General features: G+C 58.0%; 13 protein-coding genes. 4 read left to right on the plus strand and 9 right to left on the minus strand.

The genetic code is table 11. From position 1 onward, the window contains the following. Nucleotides 1-7: 7 nt before the first annotated feature. The 3 genes from EKK30_RS00260 to EKK30_RS00270 are packed head-to-tail and all read right to left on the minus strand — an operon-like array spanning nt 8 to nt 1696. On the minus strand, nt 8-412 hold the full coding sequence (locus EKK30_RS00260) for an anti-sigma regulatory factor (RefSeq protein ID WP_290978510.1): 405 nt from the start codon (nt 410-412) through the stop codon (nt 8-10). Beyond that, nucleotides 393-794 carry an STAS domain-containing protein gene (locus EKK30_RS00265; protein WP_290978512.1) on the minus strand — a complete coding sequence of 134 codons (402 nt, stop codon included), beginning with the start codon at nt 792-794 and terminating at the stop codon, nt 393-395. The genes EKK30_RS00260 and EKK30_RS00265 overlap by 20 nt, the downstream gene beginning before the upstream one ends. 2 nt (nt 795-796) lie before the next feature. After that, entirely contained in the window at nt 797-1696 is a 900-nt protein-coding gene (locus EKK30_RS00270; RefSeq protein WP_290978514.1) for an STAS domain-containing protein, read from the minus strand. A gap of 244 nt (nt 1697-1940) precedes the next feature. Here EKK30_RS00270 and EKK30_RS00275 point away from each other — a divergent pair, with 244 nt between their 5' ends. Both EKK30_RS00275 and EKK30_RS00280 read left to right on the plus strand, forming a co-directional pair. Continuing rightward, nucleotides 1941-6395, plus strand: a complete 4455-nt coding sequence (locus EKK30_RS00275) for an ATP-binding protein (RefSeq protein WP_290978515.1) — start codon at nt 1941-1943, stop codon at nt 6393-6395. A 95-nt stretch (nt 6396-6490) separates the two neighbouring features. After that, nucleotides 6491-7021: a hypothetical protein gene (locus EKK30_RS00280; protein WP_290978516.1), complete on the plus strand. Its 531-nt coding sequence runs from the start codon at nt 6491-6493 to the stop codon at nt 7019-7021. Nucleotides 7022-7035: 14 nt separating this feature from the next. On the opposite strand, the gene EKK30_RS00285 is transcribed toward EKK30_RS00280, so the two are convergent. From EKK30_RS00285 to EKK30_RS00305, 5 genes are all read right to left on the minus strand, one after another. Beyond that, on the minus strand, nt 7036-7443 hold the full coding sequence (locus EKK30_RS00285) for a response regulator (protein ID WP_290978518.1): 408 nt from the start codon (nt 7441-7443) through the stop codon (nt 7036-7038). Then, on the minus strand, nt 7419-10877 hold the full coding sequence (locus EKK30_RS00290; protein WP_290978521.1) for a chemotaxis protein CheB: 3459 nt from the start codon (nt 10875-10877) through the stop codon (nt 7419-7421). The genes EKK30_RS00285 and EKK30_RS00290 overlap by 25 nt, the downstream gene beginning before the upstream one ends. Nucleotides 10878-11499: 622 nt before the next feature. Beyond that, nucleotides 11500-14400 carry an autotransporter outer membrane beta-barrel domain-containing protein gene (locus EKK30_RS00295; protein ID WP_290978523.1) on the minus strand — a complete coding sequence of 967 codons (2901 nt, stop codon included), beginning with the start codon at nt 14398-14400 and terminating at the stop codon, nt 11500-11502. A gap of 718 nt (nt 14401-15118) precedes the next feature. Further along, the gene (locus EKK30_RS00300) at nt 15119-15805 is read right to left on the minus strand and encodes a hypothetical protein (protein ID WP_290978525.1); all 687 of its coding nucleotides are present in this window, start codon (nt 15803-15805) and stop codon (nt 15119-15121) included. A gap of 117 nt (nt 15806-15922) precedes the next feature. After that, nucleotides 15923-17503 carry a glucan biosynthesis protein gene (locus tag EKK30_RS00305; RefSeq protein WP_290978527.1) on the minus strand — a complete coding sequence of 527 codons (1581 nt, stop codon included), beginning with the start codon at nt 17501-17503 and terminating at the stop codon, nt 15923-15925. Between the two features lie 204 nt (nt 17504-17707). On the opposite strand from EKK30_RS00305, the gene EKK30_RS00310 reads away from it, so the two are divergent. Next, the gene (locus EKK30_RS00310; protein ID WP_290978529.1) at nt 17708-18580 is read left to right on the plus strand and encodes a Ku protein; all 873 of its coding nucleotides are present in this window, start codon (nt 17708-17710) and stop codon (nt 18578-18580) included. A gap of 6 nt (nt 18581-18586) precedes the next feature. Further along, entirely contained in the window at nt 18587-18832 is a 246-nt protein-coding gene (locus EKK30_RS00315) for a hypothetical protein (RefSeq protein ID WP_290978531.1), read from the plus strand. Here the strand turns inward: EKK30_RS00315 and EKK30_RS00320 are convergent. Next, a complete protein-coding gene (locus EKK30_RS00320) occupies nt 18829-19683 on the minus strand; it encodes a Ku protein (protein ID WP_290978533.1) in 855 nt (284 codons plus the stop codon). The two genes, EKK30_RS00315 and EKK30_RS00320, sit on opposite strands and share 4 nt — an antisense overlap. Nucleotides 19684-19722: the final 39 nt, after the last annotated feature.

Raw genomic sequence — 19722 nt, forward strand, 5'->3', positions numbered from 1 at the left:
TTTTTTCTCACTTCCACCGAACGATCGTAACGCGCGTCCCCTGCCCGGGGTTCGAAGTGATGGAGAATTCGTTGGAGAGCCGCTTTGCTCCGCCAAGTCCAAGCCCAAGGCCGCCACCCGACGTGTAGCCATCGCTAAGCGCGCGCTCGATATCGGGAATGCCTGGCCCCTGATCCTCGAACGTCAGCCGTACTCCTCGCCGCCGGCCATCATCCACACACTCGATGAGCATGGTTCCTCCGCCGCCGTATTCCAGCGTGTTGCGTGCAAGCTCACTGGCCGCCGTGATGATCTTTGTCTGATCCACGAGGGAGAAGCCGGACTCTATCGCCCGGACGCGTACTTGTTGGCGCGCCCGGACAACGTCATCGCCGCTTCTGATCTCGAAGACTTCACTCGTCGTAACGGTCATCGAGTTCTCCCCGACTGACCGCGTCGGCATCGATCCTCCGGCTGATCAGCGCCATGCCGCGCTCGACGTTGAGCGCAGTTTTCACCCCCGGGAGAGACAGTCCAAGTTCCACAAGCGTAATAGCCACAGCCGGGCGCATGCCGACCACAACCGTCTCGGCATCGAGTACGCGCGAGACGGCTGCGATGTTGTCGAGCATGCGGCCGATGAAGGAATCGACGATCTCGAGCGCCGAAATGTCGATCAGAACCCCTTTCGCGGCCGTGGCCGCGATCTTGGCTGTCAGATCTTCTTCGAGCGCTATGGCAAGGCGGTCGTGCATGTCGACCTGAATGGTAACCAGCAGCGCGCTACCAAGCTTCAGGATGGGGATGCGATCCATCGTTAGCCGCGGTCCTCTGTTGAGGCGGCTCTCGATATCCGGGGTTGGCCGGCCTTCAGCGATACGACGGTCTTGTTGAGACGCTGCAGCGCCAGCGCGAACGCATCGGCGAGGTTCGCTTTCGAAACAACGTTGAGTTCGACGCCGAGGTGCACCATCGTCTGCGCAATCTGCGGCCGAATTCCCGATATCACGCAGTCAGCACCCATGAGCCGGGCGGCCGCAACGGTCTTGAGAAGGTGCTGAGCGGTAAGCGTATCGACGGTGGGAACGCCCGTGATGTCGATGATCGCGATCTCAGCCGACTGATCGACGATTGTCTGAAGCAGGTTCTCCATGACCGTTTGCGTGCGCTCGCTATCGAGGGTGCCGATGATCGGAAGCGCCAATATGCCGTCCCAGAGCTTCACGACGGGCGTCGACAGTTCGGCAATTTCACGACTCTGGCGCGCGATGACCTCCTCGCGCGTCTTCGAATAGATCTCGATCGTGTACAGGCCAAGCTCGTCCAACAGAGCGGAAGTCTTCCAAATAAACGACGCTTTGTCGGTGACGCCGCCGGATTCCTGGTTGATGGCGTTGAACAGCGGTTGCTTGAGGGAGAAAACGAAGTTGGCCGTCTCGGTTGGCGTGAAACCCAGAATGGCGCGCGAACGCGAGACGTCCGCCAGCATCGATTTCAGGCCTTCGAAAGAACTCGCGGAGCGGTCGACAGAGCCGTCAGACTGCATCGCTTGCTTTAGCTGGGACAGAAACCCACGACATTGCGTCTCGAGTTCCGCTTCCTTAATCCGTCCGGTTTGCAATACGCCGGAAGACTTCAACAGTCGTAGCCACTCCGTTAGTATCTCTTGTTCATGTGCAGTGAACAGCTGATTTAGGCCACCTGCCGATGGGGACATGATAAGTACCTTATTGTGGAATGCCTGTAGCGAGGCTTGGCCAAAAACGAAAAGACGGGATAGCGCGTCATCGCAACACGGTTAACCCCCACTTGAACGCCGACAGCGCAAAACGCACGCACAGAGGTTTTGTTCCGCAACGGTGAAGAAAAAAATTTGTGCGAGGTATCAATCTTTCCAGGCAACTTCGGAGTTCTGGCCCGGCGTGTAAGTACGCTGGGATTGTCGTGGGGTGCGGCCTGAGATGAGCGCGCAAGAATGTGCGGATTTTTCAGCCGGCGGCGTCTTCCTCGGCGAGGGCGAACTTGCGCAACGCATGAGGCAATTCGATTGGTCCAGTACCGAACTTGGATCACCCGACACTTGGCCTGACAGTCTCAAATCTGTCATCCGCATGCTCCTCACCACCCGTTATCAGATGTGGATGGCCTGGGGGCCTAGCCTGACCTTCTTTTGCAATGACGCTTACCGGCCAACTCTTGGCGTCAAGTTCCCATGGGCGCTCGGGCAGCCCGCCTCGAAAGTTTGGTCCGAAATCTGGCCTGACATCGATCCGCTCATCCAACACGTGATGACCACTGGTGAAGCTACCTACTCGGAAAAGATGCTTCTGTTCCTCGAACGCAGTGGCTTTGCCGAAGAAACGTATCACACCTTTTCGTACAGTCCGCTCTTCGGCGATAATGGCAAAATCGCCGGCATGCTCTGCGTGGTCGTGGAGGAAACCGAACGCGTCATCAGCGAGCGCCGTCTCGCAACCCTCAGCGAACTCGCATCCAAGAGCAGCACCGCGAAGACCGAACCCGAATTGTTCAAGAACATATGCTCCAGCCTCGCTGACAATAGCCGCGACCTACCCTTCACCCTCACCTACGTCTTCAGTGGAGATGAAGCACATCTCGCTTGCGCGACAGGCATCGAAGCTGGCCATCCTGCGGCGCCGCCCATACTGACGATGCAAAATTCGCCTTGGCCGCTTTCCGAAGCCTATGCCAACGGCGAAATTTTTCTCGATGAAGCCCTCGCGGAACGCCACGCCAATCTCCCCTCTCCATATTGGAGACGCTCATCCCGGCAGGCGCTAATATCTCCTATTTCCTCTTCAGGCGGGAAAGGCGGAATTGCCGGCTTTTTTATAGTTGGCCTTAATCCCTTCCGTCCTGTCGATGAGAACTACCGCTCCTTCATCGAACTTGTGTCAGGCCAGATCTCCGCTGCCCTCGCCAGCGTAAGATCCTACGAAGCGGAACGAAAGCGCGCCGAAGCTCTCGCCGAAATCGATCGAGCCAAGACGAATTTCTTTTCCAATGTCAGTCACGAATTCCGCACGCCGCTGACGTTGATGTTGGGCCCGCTTGAGGAGTTGCTTGCCCAAGCCGCCCCAGAGGCGAAACAACAGATCGAACTCGCTCATCGGAATGGATTAAGGCTTCTTAGGCTCGTCAACGCGCTCCTCGATTTTTCCCGCATCGAAGCGGGCCGCACACAGGCCCGATTTGCCCCGACGGATATCGCCGAGACCACGGCTGAAATAGCCTCGGAATTTCGTTCCGCATTCGAGCGAGCGGGGCTTTATCTCAAGGTCGAGAGTGAGCCCCTACCCGAGCCGGTCTTCGTCGATGCCGATATGTGGGAGAAGGTTGTTCTGAACCTGCTCTCCAACGCATTCAAATACACCTTCGTCGGAGGCGCCACCGTCAGAATCCGCCGCGCCCCCAACGCGGAGGCCGTCGATATTGAAGTGCGGGATACCGGCACGGGCATTGCCCCTCACCAGCTTCCAAAATTGTTCGAGCGCTTTCATCGGATCGAGGGTGCTCGTAGCAGAAGCATCGAAGGCACCGGCATCGGCCTTGCACTGGTTCAGGAACTCGTGAAGCTTCATGGCGGCTCGATATCTGTTTCCAGTGAGCCTGAGAACGGCACCGCATTTACGATCCGCCTCCCATTCGGCTCTGACCACCTGCCTCAGAACAGCGTCTTCGCTGAGAGCCTGCCCAAAAGCCCGCAAATTGGCCGCGCCTATATGGAGGAAGCGCTGAGATGGCTTCCCGATGGCGAAGCCGACGAAAACATGCTCGAAATTGTCAATGCGTCGCCCATTGAGCAGCGGGACGGGATCGTTCACCGTGTCATCCTTGCCGACGACAATGGTGACATGCGCGATTACGTCAGCCGCTTGCTTGAGACGCGCGGCTTCCGCGTAGATGCCTTCCCTAACGGCGTCGAGGCGCTCGAGGCGGCGCGCGCACAAAGGCCGGACCTCATCCTTTCCGACGTCATGATGCCTGGAATGGACGGCTTCGCGCTCCTGCACGCCATTCGCGCCGACTCGGCGTTGGCTGGCGTTCCCGTGATTTTGCTATCAGCGAGAGCAGGAGAGGAAGCGCGGATCGAAGGCCTTGAAGAAGGCGCCGACGATTATCTCACTAAGCCATTCACCGCCCGAGAGCTCATTGCTCGCGTCACAGCGAACATCCAGCTTGCCCAAATGCGCCGTGACGTCGAGCGCGAGTTGCTCCGCAATGAGACCAAATTGCAGATGACGCAGGATCGGCTCGAACTCGCGCTGTCGAGCGGCCGCATCACTGTTTTTGAAACGGACGTCCAAGCAGATCGCGCAATTATGCTTGGGCCGCTCACGTCCGCTTTCGGTGTTGGCGAAATAGCCGCATCCAAGGGCCTACAAGTCAACGCCTACCTCCCAGCGATCCATGAGGATGATAGGGCGCGGGTCGATCAAGCCGTTCGCCAGGCAATCGAGACGGGTTCCAACCTGGAGGAAGAATATCGCGTCGGCCCTGAAGACGATCTGCGGCACGTCGCTGTGCGTGGCAAAGTCATACAAGGCCCCGATGGCCCGAGACTTGTCGGAGCCATCATCGACATCACTCAGGAAAAATCCGTCGAACGCGAGTTGCGCAATCAGAAGCAGGCTCTTGAGATCCTCAACAAGTCGTCATCCACGGTTGCGGCCGATATTGAGCTGGAGCAAATCGTCCAAACGATCACGGAAGCAGGCCTCGCTCTAAGTGCCGCCGAATTCGGCGCATTTTTTTACAACGTTCTCAATGATGCAGGCGAGAGCTACATGCTTTACACGCTCGCCGGCGTTCCAAAAGATTCATTTGACGACTTCCCGATGCCCCGCAACACGTCCGTGTTTGCGCCAACGTTCAACGGCGAAGGCATCGTCCGATCAGACGACATAACGAAAGATCCGCGTTACGGTAAGAACGACCCTCATAATGGCATGCCGAACGGACATCTTCCCGTTCGCAGCTACCTCGCGAGCCCGGTGCGTTCGCGTTCCGGAGAGGTGTTGGGCGGGCTCTTCTTTGGTCATTCCAGCCCGGCCATGTTCTCGTCCCGCACCGAAGATCTCATCGGGACACTCGCTGCTCAGGCCGCCGTGGCGATCGACAACGCGCGGCTCTTCCAAGCCTCCGAACGCGAATTGCATCAGCGCCGGAAAGCCGAGCGCGAACTCTCCGAACTCAACGCCGGGCTGGAGAAGAGAGTCAATGAGGAAGTTGGTAATCGACTACAAGCCGAGGCTGCACTGCGCCAAGCTCAAAAAATGGAAGCTGTCGGGCAGCTCACTGGCGGCGTAGCGCACGACTTCAACAATTTGCTGACAGTCATCCTCGGTGGTCTCGATACGCTCCGCCGAGGCGGCGTTGCCGACAATCCGCGATGGTCACGGGCGCTCGCAACGTCCATGCAGGGAGTGCAGCGCGCGGCAACGTTGACGGCGCGGCTTCTCGCCTTTTCACGCAGGCAGCCCCTCGATCCAAAGCCCCTTGACCTCAACACAGTGGTCCGCGACAGCACCGATCTGCTCCATCGCACAATGGGCGAACTAGTGGAGATCGAGGGCGTCCTTGCCCCTCGCCTCTGGCTCGTCGAGGCGGATCAAAATCAGTTGGAAACGGCGATTGTCAATCTGGCGATCAACGCTCGCGATGCCATGCCGTCGGGCGGCAAGATGACGATCGAAACCGGCAACGTTTACCTCGATGAGGCCTACGCGGCGACCGACGCGGAGGTGGTGCCGGGCCAGTATGTGATGATCGCTGTCAGCGACAATGGCGAAGGCATGTCGGAGGAGGTGCTCGCCCGCGCGTTCGAGCCCTTCTTCACAACCAAGGAGACCGGCAAGGGCACGGGCCTCGGTCTCAGCATGATCTACGGCTTCGTCAAGCAATCCGGCGGCCACATCACGATCTATAGCGAGGAAAATCACGGCACGACCGTGAAGATGTATTTCCCTCGCTACACTGGCACCCTGCCCCTTCCTTCTCCGACACAGGAAACCAAAACACCTCAAGGCAGCAAGGACGAATGCATTCTCGTTGTCGAGGATAACGCCGAGGTGCGCGCCAATAGCGTGATGATCTTGAGCGAGTTGGGCTACTCGATCCTTGAAGCCGCCGAGGCCGAAGCTGCACTCGAAATCATTTCGGGCCCCCAGAAGATCGATTTGCTGTTCACCGACGTGGTGCTGCCAGGAAAAAGCGGCCGGCAACTGAGTGATGAAGCGCGCAAGCTCCGCCCCGACCTCAAGGTGCTTTTCACGACCGGCTATTCCCGGAATGCTCTCGTCCACCAGGGGCGGCTGGATACGGGCGTCAACCTCATCTCTAAGCCCTTCACGTTCGAACAACTCGCGGCGCGCATACGTGCAATCCTCGATTGAACTAGCAATCCCTTCAAAGCTGCTCATTCCATCAGGAACAAGTCCGCCGCGGTCTAGTATCCAAAGAGCGCCGTTCGTCGCCGCAAGGAAAACAGATGTCCACGAACGAAGGCCCGATCTACTACTGCGTCGACCGCACGGACACCATCGTGGAAATAGGAGGCTCGTGGGACCGTTTCGCAGAGATGAGCGGCGCAATGGATCTCTTCGCGCATAAGGTGATCGGAACGGGCTTGCTGAGCCACATCAGTGGAGATGTTACTCAAAGCTTCGTCGCTGCCGCGCTCGATGCCGCGCGTGTGCTCAACGCGCGCCGCGTCATGCCCTACCGTTGCGATGCCCCGCGATTCAAACGCTTCATGGAAATGAAAGTTGAGCCGGTCCCGTCGGGCTTACTGCGGGTTTCCCACCGCCTGATCCGAACCGAACGGTTCCCATACGAACTCAATTTCAAGGCTTCCGCGACGGGTGGGAGCCCCACCATTCGCTGCAGTCTTTGCGGCCGCATTTCCGGAGCGGACGGGTGGCTCGAGCCCGAGGAAGCTTCTCTTTTGGGGTTGGTCCGGACGGGAGACGTCAATCAGGTCATCTACACCGTTTGCGAACCTTGTAAGTCAGTCAGATAGCATCGAAGACAGCTCTAGGCGGCCTTTCCGAGCACCACTCCCAACGCCTCCGACAGACTTTGCTGATCGTAGGGCTTGGCGACGCAAACGGCGTCGACGGGCTCGAAGTCGTTCCGCCGATCCAAATTATAGCCACTCGCAAAGATGAAGGGCCGGCCCCTCTTCTTCAGCATGTCGGCGAGCGGAAAACTCGTCACGCCATTGAGATTGACGTCGAGGATCGCCAGATCGAAATCGTTGCGCTCGATCCGCACGACAGCCTCATCGAAGGTGCCGGCAACCTGAACGTCGCCAGCCTCCAGCCCTCGAAGCATATCCTCAATGTCGAGCGCTATGAGATATTCGTCTTCGACGACAAGGACTTTCTTGCCGGCGAGAGAGAACGGTTGCTGCTCATTCAAAACGGCACCTCGAGTGTACATTTTACACCATCCTGTTCGAGCGTGTAGGTGCATTTCCCGCCCAGATCGTGGGCGACGGCATTCTTGATCAACCGCGTGCCAAAACTCTGCCTCGTGTTCTCTGTCTTTTCTATCGGCACCCCGGTTTCCCACCAACTGATCGTCAGCTGTCGCCCTGAGGCGGTCAGCATGATCGCCCATTCCACACGCAAGCGGCCAGATTCGTGCGCGATGGCCCCGTATTTGGCGGCGTTAGTCGCAAGTTCATGGAACGTCATTGTCAGCGTCAACGCGTGCTTTGGGGGAAGGGCAACCGGCGGACCTGACATCTCGATGCGATCCCGATGATCGAACGGGCGCAGTTCCGTATTAAGGATGTCCATCAGCGAGACTTCTCGCCAGTCCTTCGACGTCAACAGGTGGTGGGTCGCCGCCAATGCCCCGACGCGTCGCCTCAGCGTGTCGATAATATCGGGCACAACCTTGCCGCTGGACGCCGTTTGATTGATGACGGAAGAAACAGTGGCAAGGGTATTCTTCACCCGATGCTGAAGCTCGTCCATCAGACGCCTCAGCTCTCTTTCGAGAACGCGGACCTCCGTTACGTCTTTGACGATGATGCCCACTGCGGTGACGCGGTCGTCCTCGAGATAGGGGTAGCTGTCGACGAGGAAGTCGCGATATTCGTCTTCTTCGACGCGGAGGCTGACATCGAGGTCCGGAACGCTTTTGCCCGTTTCGAAGACCTCCTCGATGGGGCGGCTCAGGCGCTCGGCCAAACGCGGCGTCATAACGTCGAGCGAGCGCCCAAGATGATCCTCGATCGTTGCGCCATTCAAGTCGGCGAACAGCTGATTGATTTTCAAGAATCTTCTGTTTCGGTCGACAAGCGCCATCCCAACGGTCGCGGTCTGGTATAGCGTCTCGATCTCATGACTGCTGCGGCGTGCGATCTCGATGTTCTTGGCAAGTTCGAATTGAGCCTGACGAATTTTTGTGACGTCGTTGAATACCAGGATGACGCCGTCAATGGTTTGCGAGACGTTCCGATAGGGCAGCGCGCGCAGGACGAACTGCTCCGTCCCCTCGTCGACGGCAAGCTCTTCCTCGACGACTTGCCCACTATCCAGAACGCGCCTGGTAAGACTTTCGAGCTGTTTAAGGTCTGCTCGCGATACCACGTCCGAGAATAGCCGCCCCTTATCCTGTTCCTGGAAACGAAACAGCCGCCGAACCGCGGGCGTGAAGCTGCGAATGCGCAGCTTCTTGTCGAGGAAGATCGTCGGAATCTGCGTACTCTCGATGAAGTTCTGAAGATCGCTATTCGCGTTGCCCAGCTGATCGACCTTGTTCTTCAGCTCTTCATTGACCGTCGCGAGCTCTTCGTTTGTCGATTGCAGCTCCTCGTTCATCGACATCATTTCTTCGTTGGAACTCTTCAGCTCCTCGTTCGAAGTTTCCAATTCTTCGACGGTGGTTCGCAGCTTTGTTTTCGTCTCGCCGAGTTCGTCCTCTAGCTCCTTGATGCGCTGGTCGTCCGAATAGCCATCGGCATTGGCTTCTAAGTCCCCATCCAATTCGCGCGCTCCGCCTGGAGCATCGCGAAACACGAGAAGCAGGTGGCCGTTGCTGAGCCGCTCGGCGCAGACGTCGACGAGAACTGCCTCTTCGTCTCCGTCCATCCTGACGTCGTGCTTGACCGTGCGCTGTCCAGTCCGACGAGCCGTATCCAGGACCGACCGGACAGCGGATCGCAGACCCCGCCGCGTCAGATCAACGATGCGGTTGCTCGGCGCGCCCGGAGCAAATTCGAGATATTTGCCGGTTCGCGACGAAACATATGTAACGCTATTTCCGGAATCGACGACGACATGCGCGGGCGCATACCGCTCGAGAACACGGCGCGCGATTTCTTCGCTCTGCTCCACCTGATTAAGTTCTGGACGCACCGGTCGCGTGGTGTGCGGATGAACTTGCAGGGGCATAGTCACCGACTGGCGTGAGGATCCTCTACGCCGATAGATCTTGGCGCTCAACTCGACCGTCTCAAAGAGATCGTTTCTCGTCGCGATGTTTTCCGCGGAGCCGAGAAACAGCCAACCGTCCTTCTTGAGCGCGTAGTGAAAGACCGGAATGAGCCGCTGCTGCAAGTTGCTATTGAGATAGATCAGCAGGTTGCGGCAAACGATCAAATCGCAGCGCGAGAACGGCGGATCTTTGATCAGGTTGTGATTTGAAACGCGAACCATGTCTCGTATTGGCTGCGACAGGACATAGTCGTCTTCATTCGAATAGAAGTAGCGGTCGAGGAGTTCGATCGGCACTTCGCGCACTGCCGAGTGCGGATATCGGGCCGCTCTCGCTTTTTGCAGCATCGGCTCATCGATATCGGTGGCGAAAATCTGAACGTGGGGGTGCTCCTTCTCGCGGGAGAGAACTTCCGCGATGAGGATTGCGAGACTATAGGCCTCCTCGCCGCTGGAGCAGCCGGGCGTCCAAATACGGACGGTGTCAGAGGCGCCTTTGCCCTTCAAAATTCCGGGGATGACCTCGCGCCGTAAAAAGTCGAACGCTTCAGCATCTCGGAAGAAGCAAGTGACGTTGATCAGCAGATCTCGAAAGAGCAGCTCGGGTTCTTCCGATCCTTCCTTCAGAAGCGCGATATAGTCGGCGCCGTTCGACGCGCCCACCACCTGCATGCGGCGCTGAACGCGACGAAGCATGGTGCTGCTCTTGTATTGACTGAAATCGTGGCCGAGCCTGCTTCTGACCTCCTCGCACACCTGCGAAAGAAAATCATCGATGTCGGGGAGCTTTAAAGATTCCTGCCCGCGATCGAAATAGTCGCGAATGGCCGCTGGCATCTCATCGACCCGCAGCACTTTATCAACGAGACCCGTCGCAACGGCATTCTTTGGCATCCCGTCGTACTTGGCCGTTTCCGGCTCCTGCACGATGGTGAGCCCGCCCGCTTCCTTGACGGCGCGAAGGCCCTCACTGCCGTCACCCCCCGTTCCGGAAAGCACCACGCACGCCGCGTTTGGCCCCTGATCGATGGCCAAGCTGCGAAAAAACACGTCGATGGGACGGCGGAATCCTCGCGGCTCGGAGAAGTCGGACAGCCGAAGCTCGGCCTTCTCGACGATCAAGCTGGCGTTCGGAGGGATCAGATAGACGTTATTGGGCTCTATCGGCATTCCGTCAGAAACCTGACGAACCTGCATTTCGGTGCGGCGGCTCAGAAGCTCCGCGAGCATGCTTTCGTGGTTGGGATCAAGGTGTTGGACCAGGACGTAGGCGTATCCCGAATCCGCCGGTACGGCCGCGAGGAGGTTCTGGAAGGCCTCTAGACCACCCGCCGAGGCGCCGACGCCGACGACCGGACAGGGCGCAGGATGCGCCCCAATACCCGGCTTATCGGGCGAAATGTTTCGGTCATGAAGTTCTTCAGACAAGTCTATCCACCGCGCCTTGGAGCACGTTTTCACTGAGCGACATTGGGGAATTTTCCCGCAGCACGGGTAACTCTGAACGGCTTGGCTGGGTTCCAAGCAGTGGCGCCTTCCCATAGTTGGCAAACGGGAAAACACGCCGGGCAATATTTAGGAATAATCTGAGGATGTTCCACCCTGTCTGAATGCCGTACCCACCTCCCTCGGAACACGAGACCAGCAGGGCGGTGCCTCAGCCAGACGCGGCCAGAACTCGATCATGACCCAACGATGGACTTCGTCGCTTGCCTCCCAGCGCGTACTCGCCCCGTCGCAATGAGCGCAGTCCTGGAACGGCACCCATTCAAAGGGGCACTTGAGCAATGGCGGCGGCGATGGGTCGACCAGAGTCCGAAATTTGGAACCAGAGACGGTCAAATGCTGTTGAAGCTCGCAGATCAAATAATCCCCGAGCTCAGCAATGGACGGCCATCAGAAATTTCAGTGCACCTTCCACTTGCGCATGTATAGGGCAAGGTCCGAGGCACCGATCGCATCAAAGCCGCCGACCGCGCCCGATGGAAGAGATGACCGCAAAGCAGAAGCGCCCGCCAATTAAAGCGGGCGCTTAGTCATGACCGATGCTTCAGAAGTTTATGTCGATCCGCGCGGAGCCGACATGCGCAACGAAGTCCTCGCGCAGGTTGGCGTCGTAATTCAACTGAAACGTCGAATTATATCCGATATCCGCTAGAATGCCGATGCCGAGGTTGGCCGTATCTCTTCCAACACCGGGACCGGCCGCAGTGAAGGTGCCGCCGCCAGCAGCAAAGCTTGCTGACACGTCTTGCGCATCGTCCAAAAATTCATGCAACCACAGCGCCCGGCCCTCGATGACCGTATCAGCGGCAATCGGTACCAAGCCCTTGAGACCCAATCCTGAGACGAGCGAATTGTTGGTCTGGCTCGCGACATCGAGGGCCATGCCGTTGTCGCTCGATTCCGAATAAGCGGCCTGGTGCAGGCGAGAATAGGTGAGCGAAGCGACCGGCGTGACGATCAATCCCGAATAGTGCACCGGCGCGCCGATTTCGAAAGCCGCGTTGAATTGATCGCCGTCGTGACTTCCCTTCGCCTGATCGCTGAAGGGAACGGTCAGCGTCCGAGTCGTATCGTAATCATGCCAAGTGAAGCCCGTGCGGCCCGTGGCATACCAGCCCGTACCTTTGAATGCGCCATAAGCCTCGATGAGATAGCTGTCGATCGCCGTCGCGTTCTGCGAGGTGTCGCCCTTGCCGTCGATGTTGGTGTTGGCATAGCCTCCAGCGACGCCAAGCCGGACGTTTGGCGAGATCCAATTATCGTAGCCAGCGATGAAGCCATAGAGGCGCGCGTTGTAGCCGTCGACTCCGTCGATATTTCCCTGATCCATGCCGGCGCCAAATCCTTGCGCCCACACGGCCGCGCTGCGTGGCATGACGAAATCCTGGTCGCTATCCTTCAGGCTGCCACCGAGATTGGAGCGGTTTGGATCGGCTTTTTGCCCCATGCCAAGTCCATACGGCGCCGGCGTTCCTGACCCGGAATAAGCCCCCGTAGCACCGACTGCATTGAGCCGCGTATCGATATGCTGGCCAATCGCGTTGTTGAGCGTAATAGCAGCCTGCTGCGTTGCGTAATTCGTTTCCGGCGCAAGCTGATTGGCCGCTTTCGCGACGTCGGCGTCATCCTGCAGATTTTGCACGGCACCACCCAGAGCGTCGAGTCCGGCGTCAGCTCCCGCCGCTCCAAGAAGTGCATTGATGGTGGAAGCACCGGGCCTTGAGATGCCATCGACGTCGAATGCATCCCTGACGTTCGATCCGATCACAAGTGCGCCGGAGGTGTTCTTCTGTACCTCCCAGCTGACGAGGGCGGTGCCCGCTACCGTGGGCAGATCACCGACGTTACCCGCATCATCTAACGAGTTGGCGACCTTGTACCATTCGCCGGATGCCACGGTGGAATCGATGACCGGAGCAATCGTCGTCGTCCGGCCGAGAGAGCTTGTTCCGCCGGAACCATTGTGGATACCGTCAGCAACTCTCAGCGTGCCGCCGATGAAGCCGCTGTTGTTGTTTGGATTGTCGGCATCGTGCGAGCCCGCGCCGAAAATATGCGGCAAGATCGTCACTTTGCTGTCGGGTACGGAGAAACCATTGATGGTTGTGGCCGGCGCGGTCAGGACGGTCAGACTGCCCGACATTGAACCAGCGTTTTCAAAGGTAAAATCCTTCGTGCCCCAAAGGCTATACGTGTAGGTCGTCGGCGACCCAACGTTCGCGCCCGTCGTGATCAGCGTTGAGCCGTTCTGGCTCGCCTCCTCCGAGGCGGGATTGCCAACGGCCACATCACCTGTAGTCGTGTTCGAGCTGAAGCATTCGCTAGCACCAACGGTGCACGTGCGCCCAGGGATGTACATCGGCCGCTGGTCAACCTCGATATTGCCCGTAATCGTCGCTCCGGACTGGTTGGTCAGCACGTGTGTGCCGTTCGAATAATAGAAATTGCCGGTGATGGTGCCTGCGTTTTCGATGTTGGAGTCGAGCTGCCCGAACTGACTGTTGATGTTGAGGCGGTTGTCGATGGCCGTGCCGCCGATCACGGGACCTGTTGACTGGTTCCCGCGTCCGTCGCCCTTTGAGAGCAACCACCAGCGCAGCGCGTGCCCATCAACCATCAGGACGTCGCCAGTGATGGTGCCGTTGTTGACGACTGTCGCCTGCGTGAGGTTACCCGAGTCCGCCACAGCCGCAACTGCGATGCCGTTACCGGCTCCTGCCAGATGCTCGATCGTACCATTGTTGGTAAGGGTGAATTCGGCTGCTCGACTGTACACGCCAGTGGCGAACTTGCCCTGCGCCTGAATGACTCCGCTGGCGGTGTTGGTAACGCTCAGCTTATCAAGCTCTTCCTCCGAGAACACACCCGCCGCAATCGAGAGACTGTTCGTGGTGGCGTTGTTGCCAGTCGTGCCGTTGTTGGGATTGTTCGTTATATTGATGGCCGCGGAGGTTATCTGTCTGACATCCGAGTCCGACAGCGTTCGATTGACTTTGATGGATCCCGAGTTGGTTACTGTGAGAGATTCCACGTCACCGTTGCCCGTAATGCCGTATGCCTGTCCTCTTGCTCCGCTCGTGATGTTGATATTGCCCGAGTTGTTGACGGCGTACTCACCCTCCGCCTCGGTATCGATACCGATGATGTTGTTGCCGGTCGTCGGAGCAGTGGTATGCGTAATTGTAATATCCGCGCTGTTATTGAGACTTCCAGCTTCGCCGACCGGCGACAGAAGGATGCCCGTTTTAGCGGCCGTTCCGGAAAAGGAGATTGCTGGCGAGGAGTAAACATTATCTTCGCCGGTGCATTCGACAATCGCCGGCGCGGTACCCGAGCCGCACGCCGCCATTGCTTGATGCGAAACACCGAGGCTTAACACTGCGGCGAGAGAGCCCAGCAAATAGACAGACGCCGGGCGTGACGTATGATGAACCTTTACAGACATAACCCCTCCCTCCGGTTCAGATGCCCTGACCAGATGTTTTCGACTTTTATTTTTCGGTAGCTTTCAGCCGCCGTTATAGGAGCTGAGAAGGAATGCGGCGACGAATGTCGGCTTTATTCTATGAAACCGTTGGTCACTGCCGTCCCCCTGGTCTGACCTTGTGTCCGGATCCTGTCACTCTTCTTCGCGGTTCTTTGGCGGCACTTAATTCGTGCACGGGATATTGCTAGCGATATGCAAGCCTGGGCGGATATGGGACTAATTCCCATAACGTAAATTAGGCAACAAATATCCCAAGCCGTTGCAACTCAGCGACAGCGAATTTTTCCCGCGCGTAATTCGAGCCCCGGATTTCCCTAAAGCCAATAAGCGCGAAGTTATCCACAGGAGGCAATGCGAACGCGGGAACCGCAGCATTGGGCCAGTGTTTTATGGTCAGTTCAGCCGCGTAACTGGTACCGCGTTTTGTATGGCTGATGACGCCCCCCGTCTAACGGTCCGGCAGGCTACTGCCGGACCGTAATTTGTTTTCGCCTATGAGCGCGGGGAGGGAATGCATAATCGCGTGCGATGCATCCTGAATATTGGATCGTTTCTCCCGAGTTACCCGCGAGAGGAATTAGCATCCGCACCAAGCTCTATTGGCCAGGCATTCCGGCGTCATCCGCCGGCATTTGGACAAGATCGGCTGCATCGCCGATTGCGCAATCGGATTGCATTAGTCATGCGTATTTGCGCCGACCATACTAAGTCCGCTCACTCCGCCAGCGTACGTAGCTGAACAACTTCGAACCAGCGTGCCGGGCAAGGAAGCCTTCACCGGACCCGCAACGAAATAGGGAGATAGGTGGCGAACCACCGCAGCGCTCGCGGCTTCACCCCACAGGATGCCAGTGTCGAAGGGCTCCGGGGTGATATCCCCCGCCGCCTTTATGCAATTGATGCCGTCCTGGTTCAGCATCGAATACCGGACTGTCCCAGACATCAGCAGCGCAATGCGCTGCTGGGCTCTCTGATAAAGCTCGGTGGTGACCTCGAACGGTCCCCACGATTGGACTTTGCGCCGCGCCTCGCAGGCCATGCGGAGTGTCTCGTCCAGCGAAAAGTTGCGCCCACGCTCGCTTCCAAGAACTTGAACCGAACCGGTCGCTGGCAGCCAGCTTATCGTCGAAGGCTTCACTACACCCCGCGCGAGATCGTCGCCGCTATAGAAGCTCGTGAACGTATGAGCGTGCACTAGATCGTCGTCCGGACCTTGGTAAGACCAAACGACCACGAAATATCGGCCGCGCAGCAAATCGGGACTCACCTTTTCGCTCGCTTGCGTCGGCGCAACGATGAAAAGCATCATCATCAAACTGAGGGCTAGCGCATACGCTGCGTGGATATCTATGATCTTCCGCATGGTGCTTCTCGACTGGATGACGCGCACTCAAACGGCACAAGTCGACGCCGTGCAGTTCGGCGCGTTAAAGTCTCGAACAGCGTTGGAAGTTCCCGTCGGCACGCGCGACGCTAAGGCTCAACTCGTTAGCGGGTTGAGTTGGTAGATCCACGTCTCGCTGAGCGCTCTATCGCCTCGTCTGAGGTACGCGCGCAAATCCACCGCGTCGATCCCCGACGCGTCGAGATCGAAGAGCGCCCGCCAACGATTCCGTTCGCCGACAACTGGATAGCTCGATGGATTCGATATCCGTCCGCGCGATACATTGAGGACGAGTTCCACCCCAGACGATCCGTCGAGGCCCTCGAAGCACGCTCCCTCGAAGTCGATCACGATCTTGACTTTGTTCGGGCTGCGCTCCTTGAAGGATAAGCCGGGAGGACCACCGATACCGATCCAAGTGCCGATCGTGCGCGCAAGCGTGTCAGGAAATGGAGGCTGATCGCACCAGCTCAGCTTGTAGGCAAATGTCTTGTTCTGGCCGGCTCGATTGAAGTCTGCGGGACACCAATAGGCTACGACGTTGTCCCACGTTTCTTCGCCCGTCGGCATCTCGACGAGGTGCACAGCACCCGCCCCCCACTCCCCCACTGGCTCGACCCATACCGAGGGACGCTTATCGTAGAAAACGCCGTCGTCGAGATAATGCTCAAAATCTCGGTCGCGCTGCAGAAGCCCGAAGCCCCTCGGGTTTGTGTCGACGAACGCGTTGGTGGAAACGTGCGGAGGATTTCGCAAAGGTCGCCAGATGCGCTCGCCGCTTCCTGTCAACAATGCCAGACCATCGCTGTCGTGAATCTCGGGGCGCCAATCCTTTGGCTGCTGAACCGGAGCTTCCCCATACCAGAACATGCTCGAGAACGGAGCAATCCCGACCCGATCGACCGAAGCCCTGAGATGAAGGTCAGCTTCGATCAACATCTCTGTCTCGAGGAGTTTCTTCGCGTTCTCAACACGCCGGATTTCCATCCGGTACGCACCGACGATGCTTGGGCCATTGAGCAGCGCGTAGACCCGGAGCGGACTAGTCTGCCCGTCGCTATCCTCCAACCAAAAACGCTCGAAGCGTGGAAACTCTTCCGCCATCGGTGAAGCGGTATTCACGGCAATGCCACGGGCCGATAGCCCATACTGATCGAATGGACTGCCGCTTCGGAAGTAGGATGCCCCGATGGCGGAGAACCAATCCGATTTCAACCCGTCTTCCATCAGGCGAAAGCCGGCGAAGCCGGAACCATGGCTAAGTTGAGCTGCGGGATTGGAGGAAGGGATATCGAACAGCGATTGATCGTAGATGATCTCCCTGGCCTCGCCGTTCTTCACGAGGGCCATCTTGACGGGATGCGGCGCATACCGTCCCAAATGAAAGAGTTGCACCTGATCGTGGCCGCCAACGAGCGCGATAGTGCGATCGGGACGATACTTGATCTGCTGGTAGGCGTCGTAAGTGATCTGATCGATGACGAATGGGTCGGCAGCTTTCGCCTCGGCATAGCTTTGCTCGGCCATGGCGCGAGCTTGCGCTCTGAGATGATCGAAAGAGAAAGGCGACCCCGGCCCCATCTCGATATCCCGCAGCTCGCTTCGAGCATACTTGCCGAGAATTGTGGCGGCAGGCACGCTCCCGAGACTAGCGACGACATGGCGACGGCTGAGCATTGCGAAGAATTCCACACCTTTGTGGGCTAACAACGGCGAGCGAGCCGCCACCGTTCCCAAAAGCTGCGATGTTCCTCCTCCGTGGTGGCGCTGCCGAGGATTTGTCCCCTGCGCTTGGGGTCCCTATGAACGCGGAAACGTATAAGATGTTCCGGAACTTGCAATTCGACGGCACGTTACGACCGATCGTTCATGGAGATCACGATGGCAAGCGCGCGGGCATATTGGAAGGGGCATCTAAAACTATCTCTCGTCACATGCCCTGTAGCGCTCTTTCCCGCCTCGTCGACTTCAGAAAAAACGCACTTTCATCAAATCAACCGCAAGACGGGTCATAGGCTTCGCCAGCAGATGGTCGACGAGGTGACGGGCGACGTCGTCGAGGGCGACGACAAAGGCAGGGGATACGAACTGGACTCCGGCAAGTATGTCGAAATCGAACCCGAGGAACTCGAAGCGGTCGAACTTGAAAGCACACGCACGATCGATATCGACAAGTTCGTACCCGAAAGCGAGATCGACAAACGCTATTACGACAAGCCCTACTACATCGTGCCTGACGACAAGAGCGGCGAAGAGGCGTTCGCCGTCATCCGCGATGCCATGAAGAACAAAGGCCGCGTTGCTTTGGCCCGGATCGTATTCGCCAACCGCGAACATATCCTTGCGATGGAAGCCTGGGGAAAGGGTATCCTAGGCACGACGCTGCGCTACGACTACGAAGTGCGCGACGACAAGGCGGCCTTCAAAGATATACCCAGTCCCCGCGTTCCCAAGGATATGATCGAGCTCGCAGGCCATATCCTGGACAGCAAGGCCGGACATTTCGATCCCAGCGAATTCAAGGACAAATACGAAGAAGCGCTTCGCAAGCTTGTGAAGAAAAAGGCCAGCGGTAAGGCCATAGAGCCGGTGGAACGCCAGTCGGAACCGTCCAACATCGTCAATCTCATGGATGCGTTGCGCCGGAGCGTTGGCTCGTCCGCGAAACCGAAAAAACGCGCGCCAAAAGCCGCTAAGAAAACGAAGGGCGCCGTCAAGAAGCGGCGCGCGTCAGGCTCCAAACGCGCCGCGTGACCTGCAATGCCGAAAACAACGAAGCGCAAGACCTTCAACATCGATGCCGATGTCGCCTATGCGCTGGAAACCTATTCGCGCGAGTCCGGCGCACGCATTGATGAACTCGCCAACGAAGCTTTAAGCGCTCTTTTGCGCAAGCGTCACCAGCCCATAACCGTCGCAGAGGCGTTGCGCGAAAGCGTGAGGAGCATTCCGGCGAACGACCGTTCCCCGCCCACCAAACCCAAACGACGCAAGCGGAAGAGCTAGGCGGATCGCTTTTTCGTCGGCTTTCCTGACGGCTTGGAGGACTTGGTCTTGGCCGGCGGCTTTGCCCCGCCGCTCACGCTGCGTCGGAGCGCTTCCATGAGATCGACGACGTTGCTTCCCTTCGGCCGCGTGTCCTCGGAAGGAGCAATGATCTTGCGCCCCTTCAGCTTCTCTTGCACCAGATTGCGAAGAGCAGTCGCGTAATGATCTTCGAACGATTCTGGTTTGAACGCTCCCGACTTCTTGCCGATCAACTGCACGGCAAGATCGACCATCTCTTTCTCGGGCTTGAGGCTTGGTATCTCGTCGAAGAAGTCTTGCGGATTGCGCAACTCCTCAGAATAGCGAAGCATCTCCATGACGAGCCCGTCTTGTAGAGGCGCGATCGCAACGAGCCATTCGCGGCCCGCGATCGTCACCTGGGCGAGCCCAACCTTGCCGGTCTTTCGCAATGCTTCGCGAATGACGACGTAGCCTTCCCCGGCCAATTCGTCGGCGGGCACCAGGAAATAGGGACGCTCAAAAAACCGATAATCGATATCCTTGGCATCGACGAATTGCACGAGATCGATCGTCTTGCGGCTTTCGAGTTTCACCGCGTCGATCTCGTCGGGCTCAAGGGTCACATAAGTATCCGGTTCGACCTCATAGCCCTTGACGATGTCGGAGCTGTCGATCTCGCCAATACCCTGCACGATCTTCTGATAGTTCACGCGCCGGCCGGAGGGCTTGTGAATCTGGCGAAAGGAAATCTCCGACTTGCTCTCGACCGCGTTATAGACTTCGACGGCAATCGAAACGAGGGAGAGGCGGAGAAAGCCTTTCCAGTACGTCCTGGCTCGCTTGGGCATGATCTACTCGTTACGCTGACTTGCACCAACACCAGATAT

This window comes from Hyphomicrobium sp. (assembly GCF_003987855.1).
Taxonomy (GTDB): Bacteria; Pseudomonadota; Alphaproteobacteria; order Rhizobiales; family Hyphomicrobiaceae; genus Hyphomicrobium_B.

Excerpts from the sequence above, each read along its gene's own strand:
- EKK30_RS00260 (WP_290978510.1), bottom strand. The coding sequence starts at position 412 with ATGACCGTTACGACGAGTGAAGTCTTCGAGATCAGAAGCGGCGATGAC.
- EKK30_RS00265 (WP_290978512.1), bottom strand. The coding sequence starts at position 794 with ATGGATCGCATCCCCATCCTGAAGCTTGGTAGCGCGCTGCTGGTTACC.
- EKK30_RS00270 (WP_290978514.1), bottom strand. The coding sequence starts at position 1,696 with ATGTCCCCATCGGCAGGTGGCCTAAATCAGCTGTTCACTGCACATGAA.
- EKK30_RS00275 (WP_290978515.1), top strand. The coding sequence starts at position 1,941 with ATGAGCGCGCAAGAATGTGCGGATTTTTCAGCCGGCGGCGTCTTCCTC.
- EKK30_RS00280 (WP_290978516.1), top strand. The coding sequence starts at position 6,491 with ATGTCCACGAACGAAGGCCCGATCTACTACTGCGTCGACCGCACGGAC.
- EKK30_RS00285 (WP_290978518.1), bottom strand. The coding sequence starts at position 7,443 with ATGTACACTCGAGGTGCCGTTTTGAATGAGCAGCAACCGTTCTCTCTC.
- EKK30_RS00295 (WP_290978523.1), bottom strand. The coding sequence starts at position 14,400 with ATGTCTGTAAAGGTTCATCATACGTCACGCCCGGCGTCTGTCTATTTG.
- EKK30_RS00300 (WP_290978525.1), bottom strand. The coding sequence starts at position 15,805 with ATGCGGAAGATCATAGATATCCACGCAGCGTATGCGCTAGCCCTCAGT.
- EKK30_RS00305 (WP_290978527.1), bottom strand. The coding sequence starts at position 17,503 with ATGCTCAGCCGTCGCCATGTCGTCGCTAGTCTCGGGAGCGTGCCTGCC.
- EKK30_RS00310 (WP_290978529.1), top strand. The coding sequence starts at position 17,708 with ATGGCAAGCGCGCGGGCATATTGGAAGGGGCATCTAAAACTATCTCTC.
- EKK30_RS00315 (WP_290978531.1), top strand. The coding sequence starts at position 18,587 with ATGCCGAAAACAACGAAGCGCAAGACCTTCAACATCGATGCCGATGTC.
- EKK30_RS00320 (WP_290978533.1), bottom strand. The coding sequence starts at position 19,683 with ATGCCCAAGCGAGCCAGGACGTACTGGAAAGGCTTTCTCCGCCTCTCC.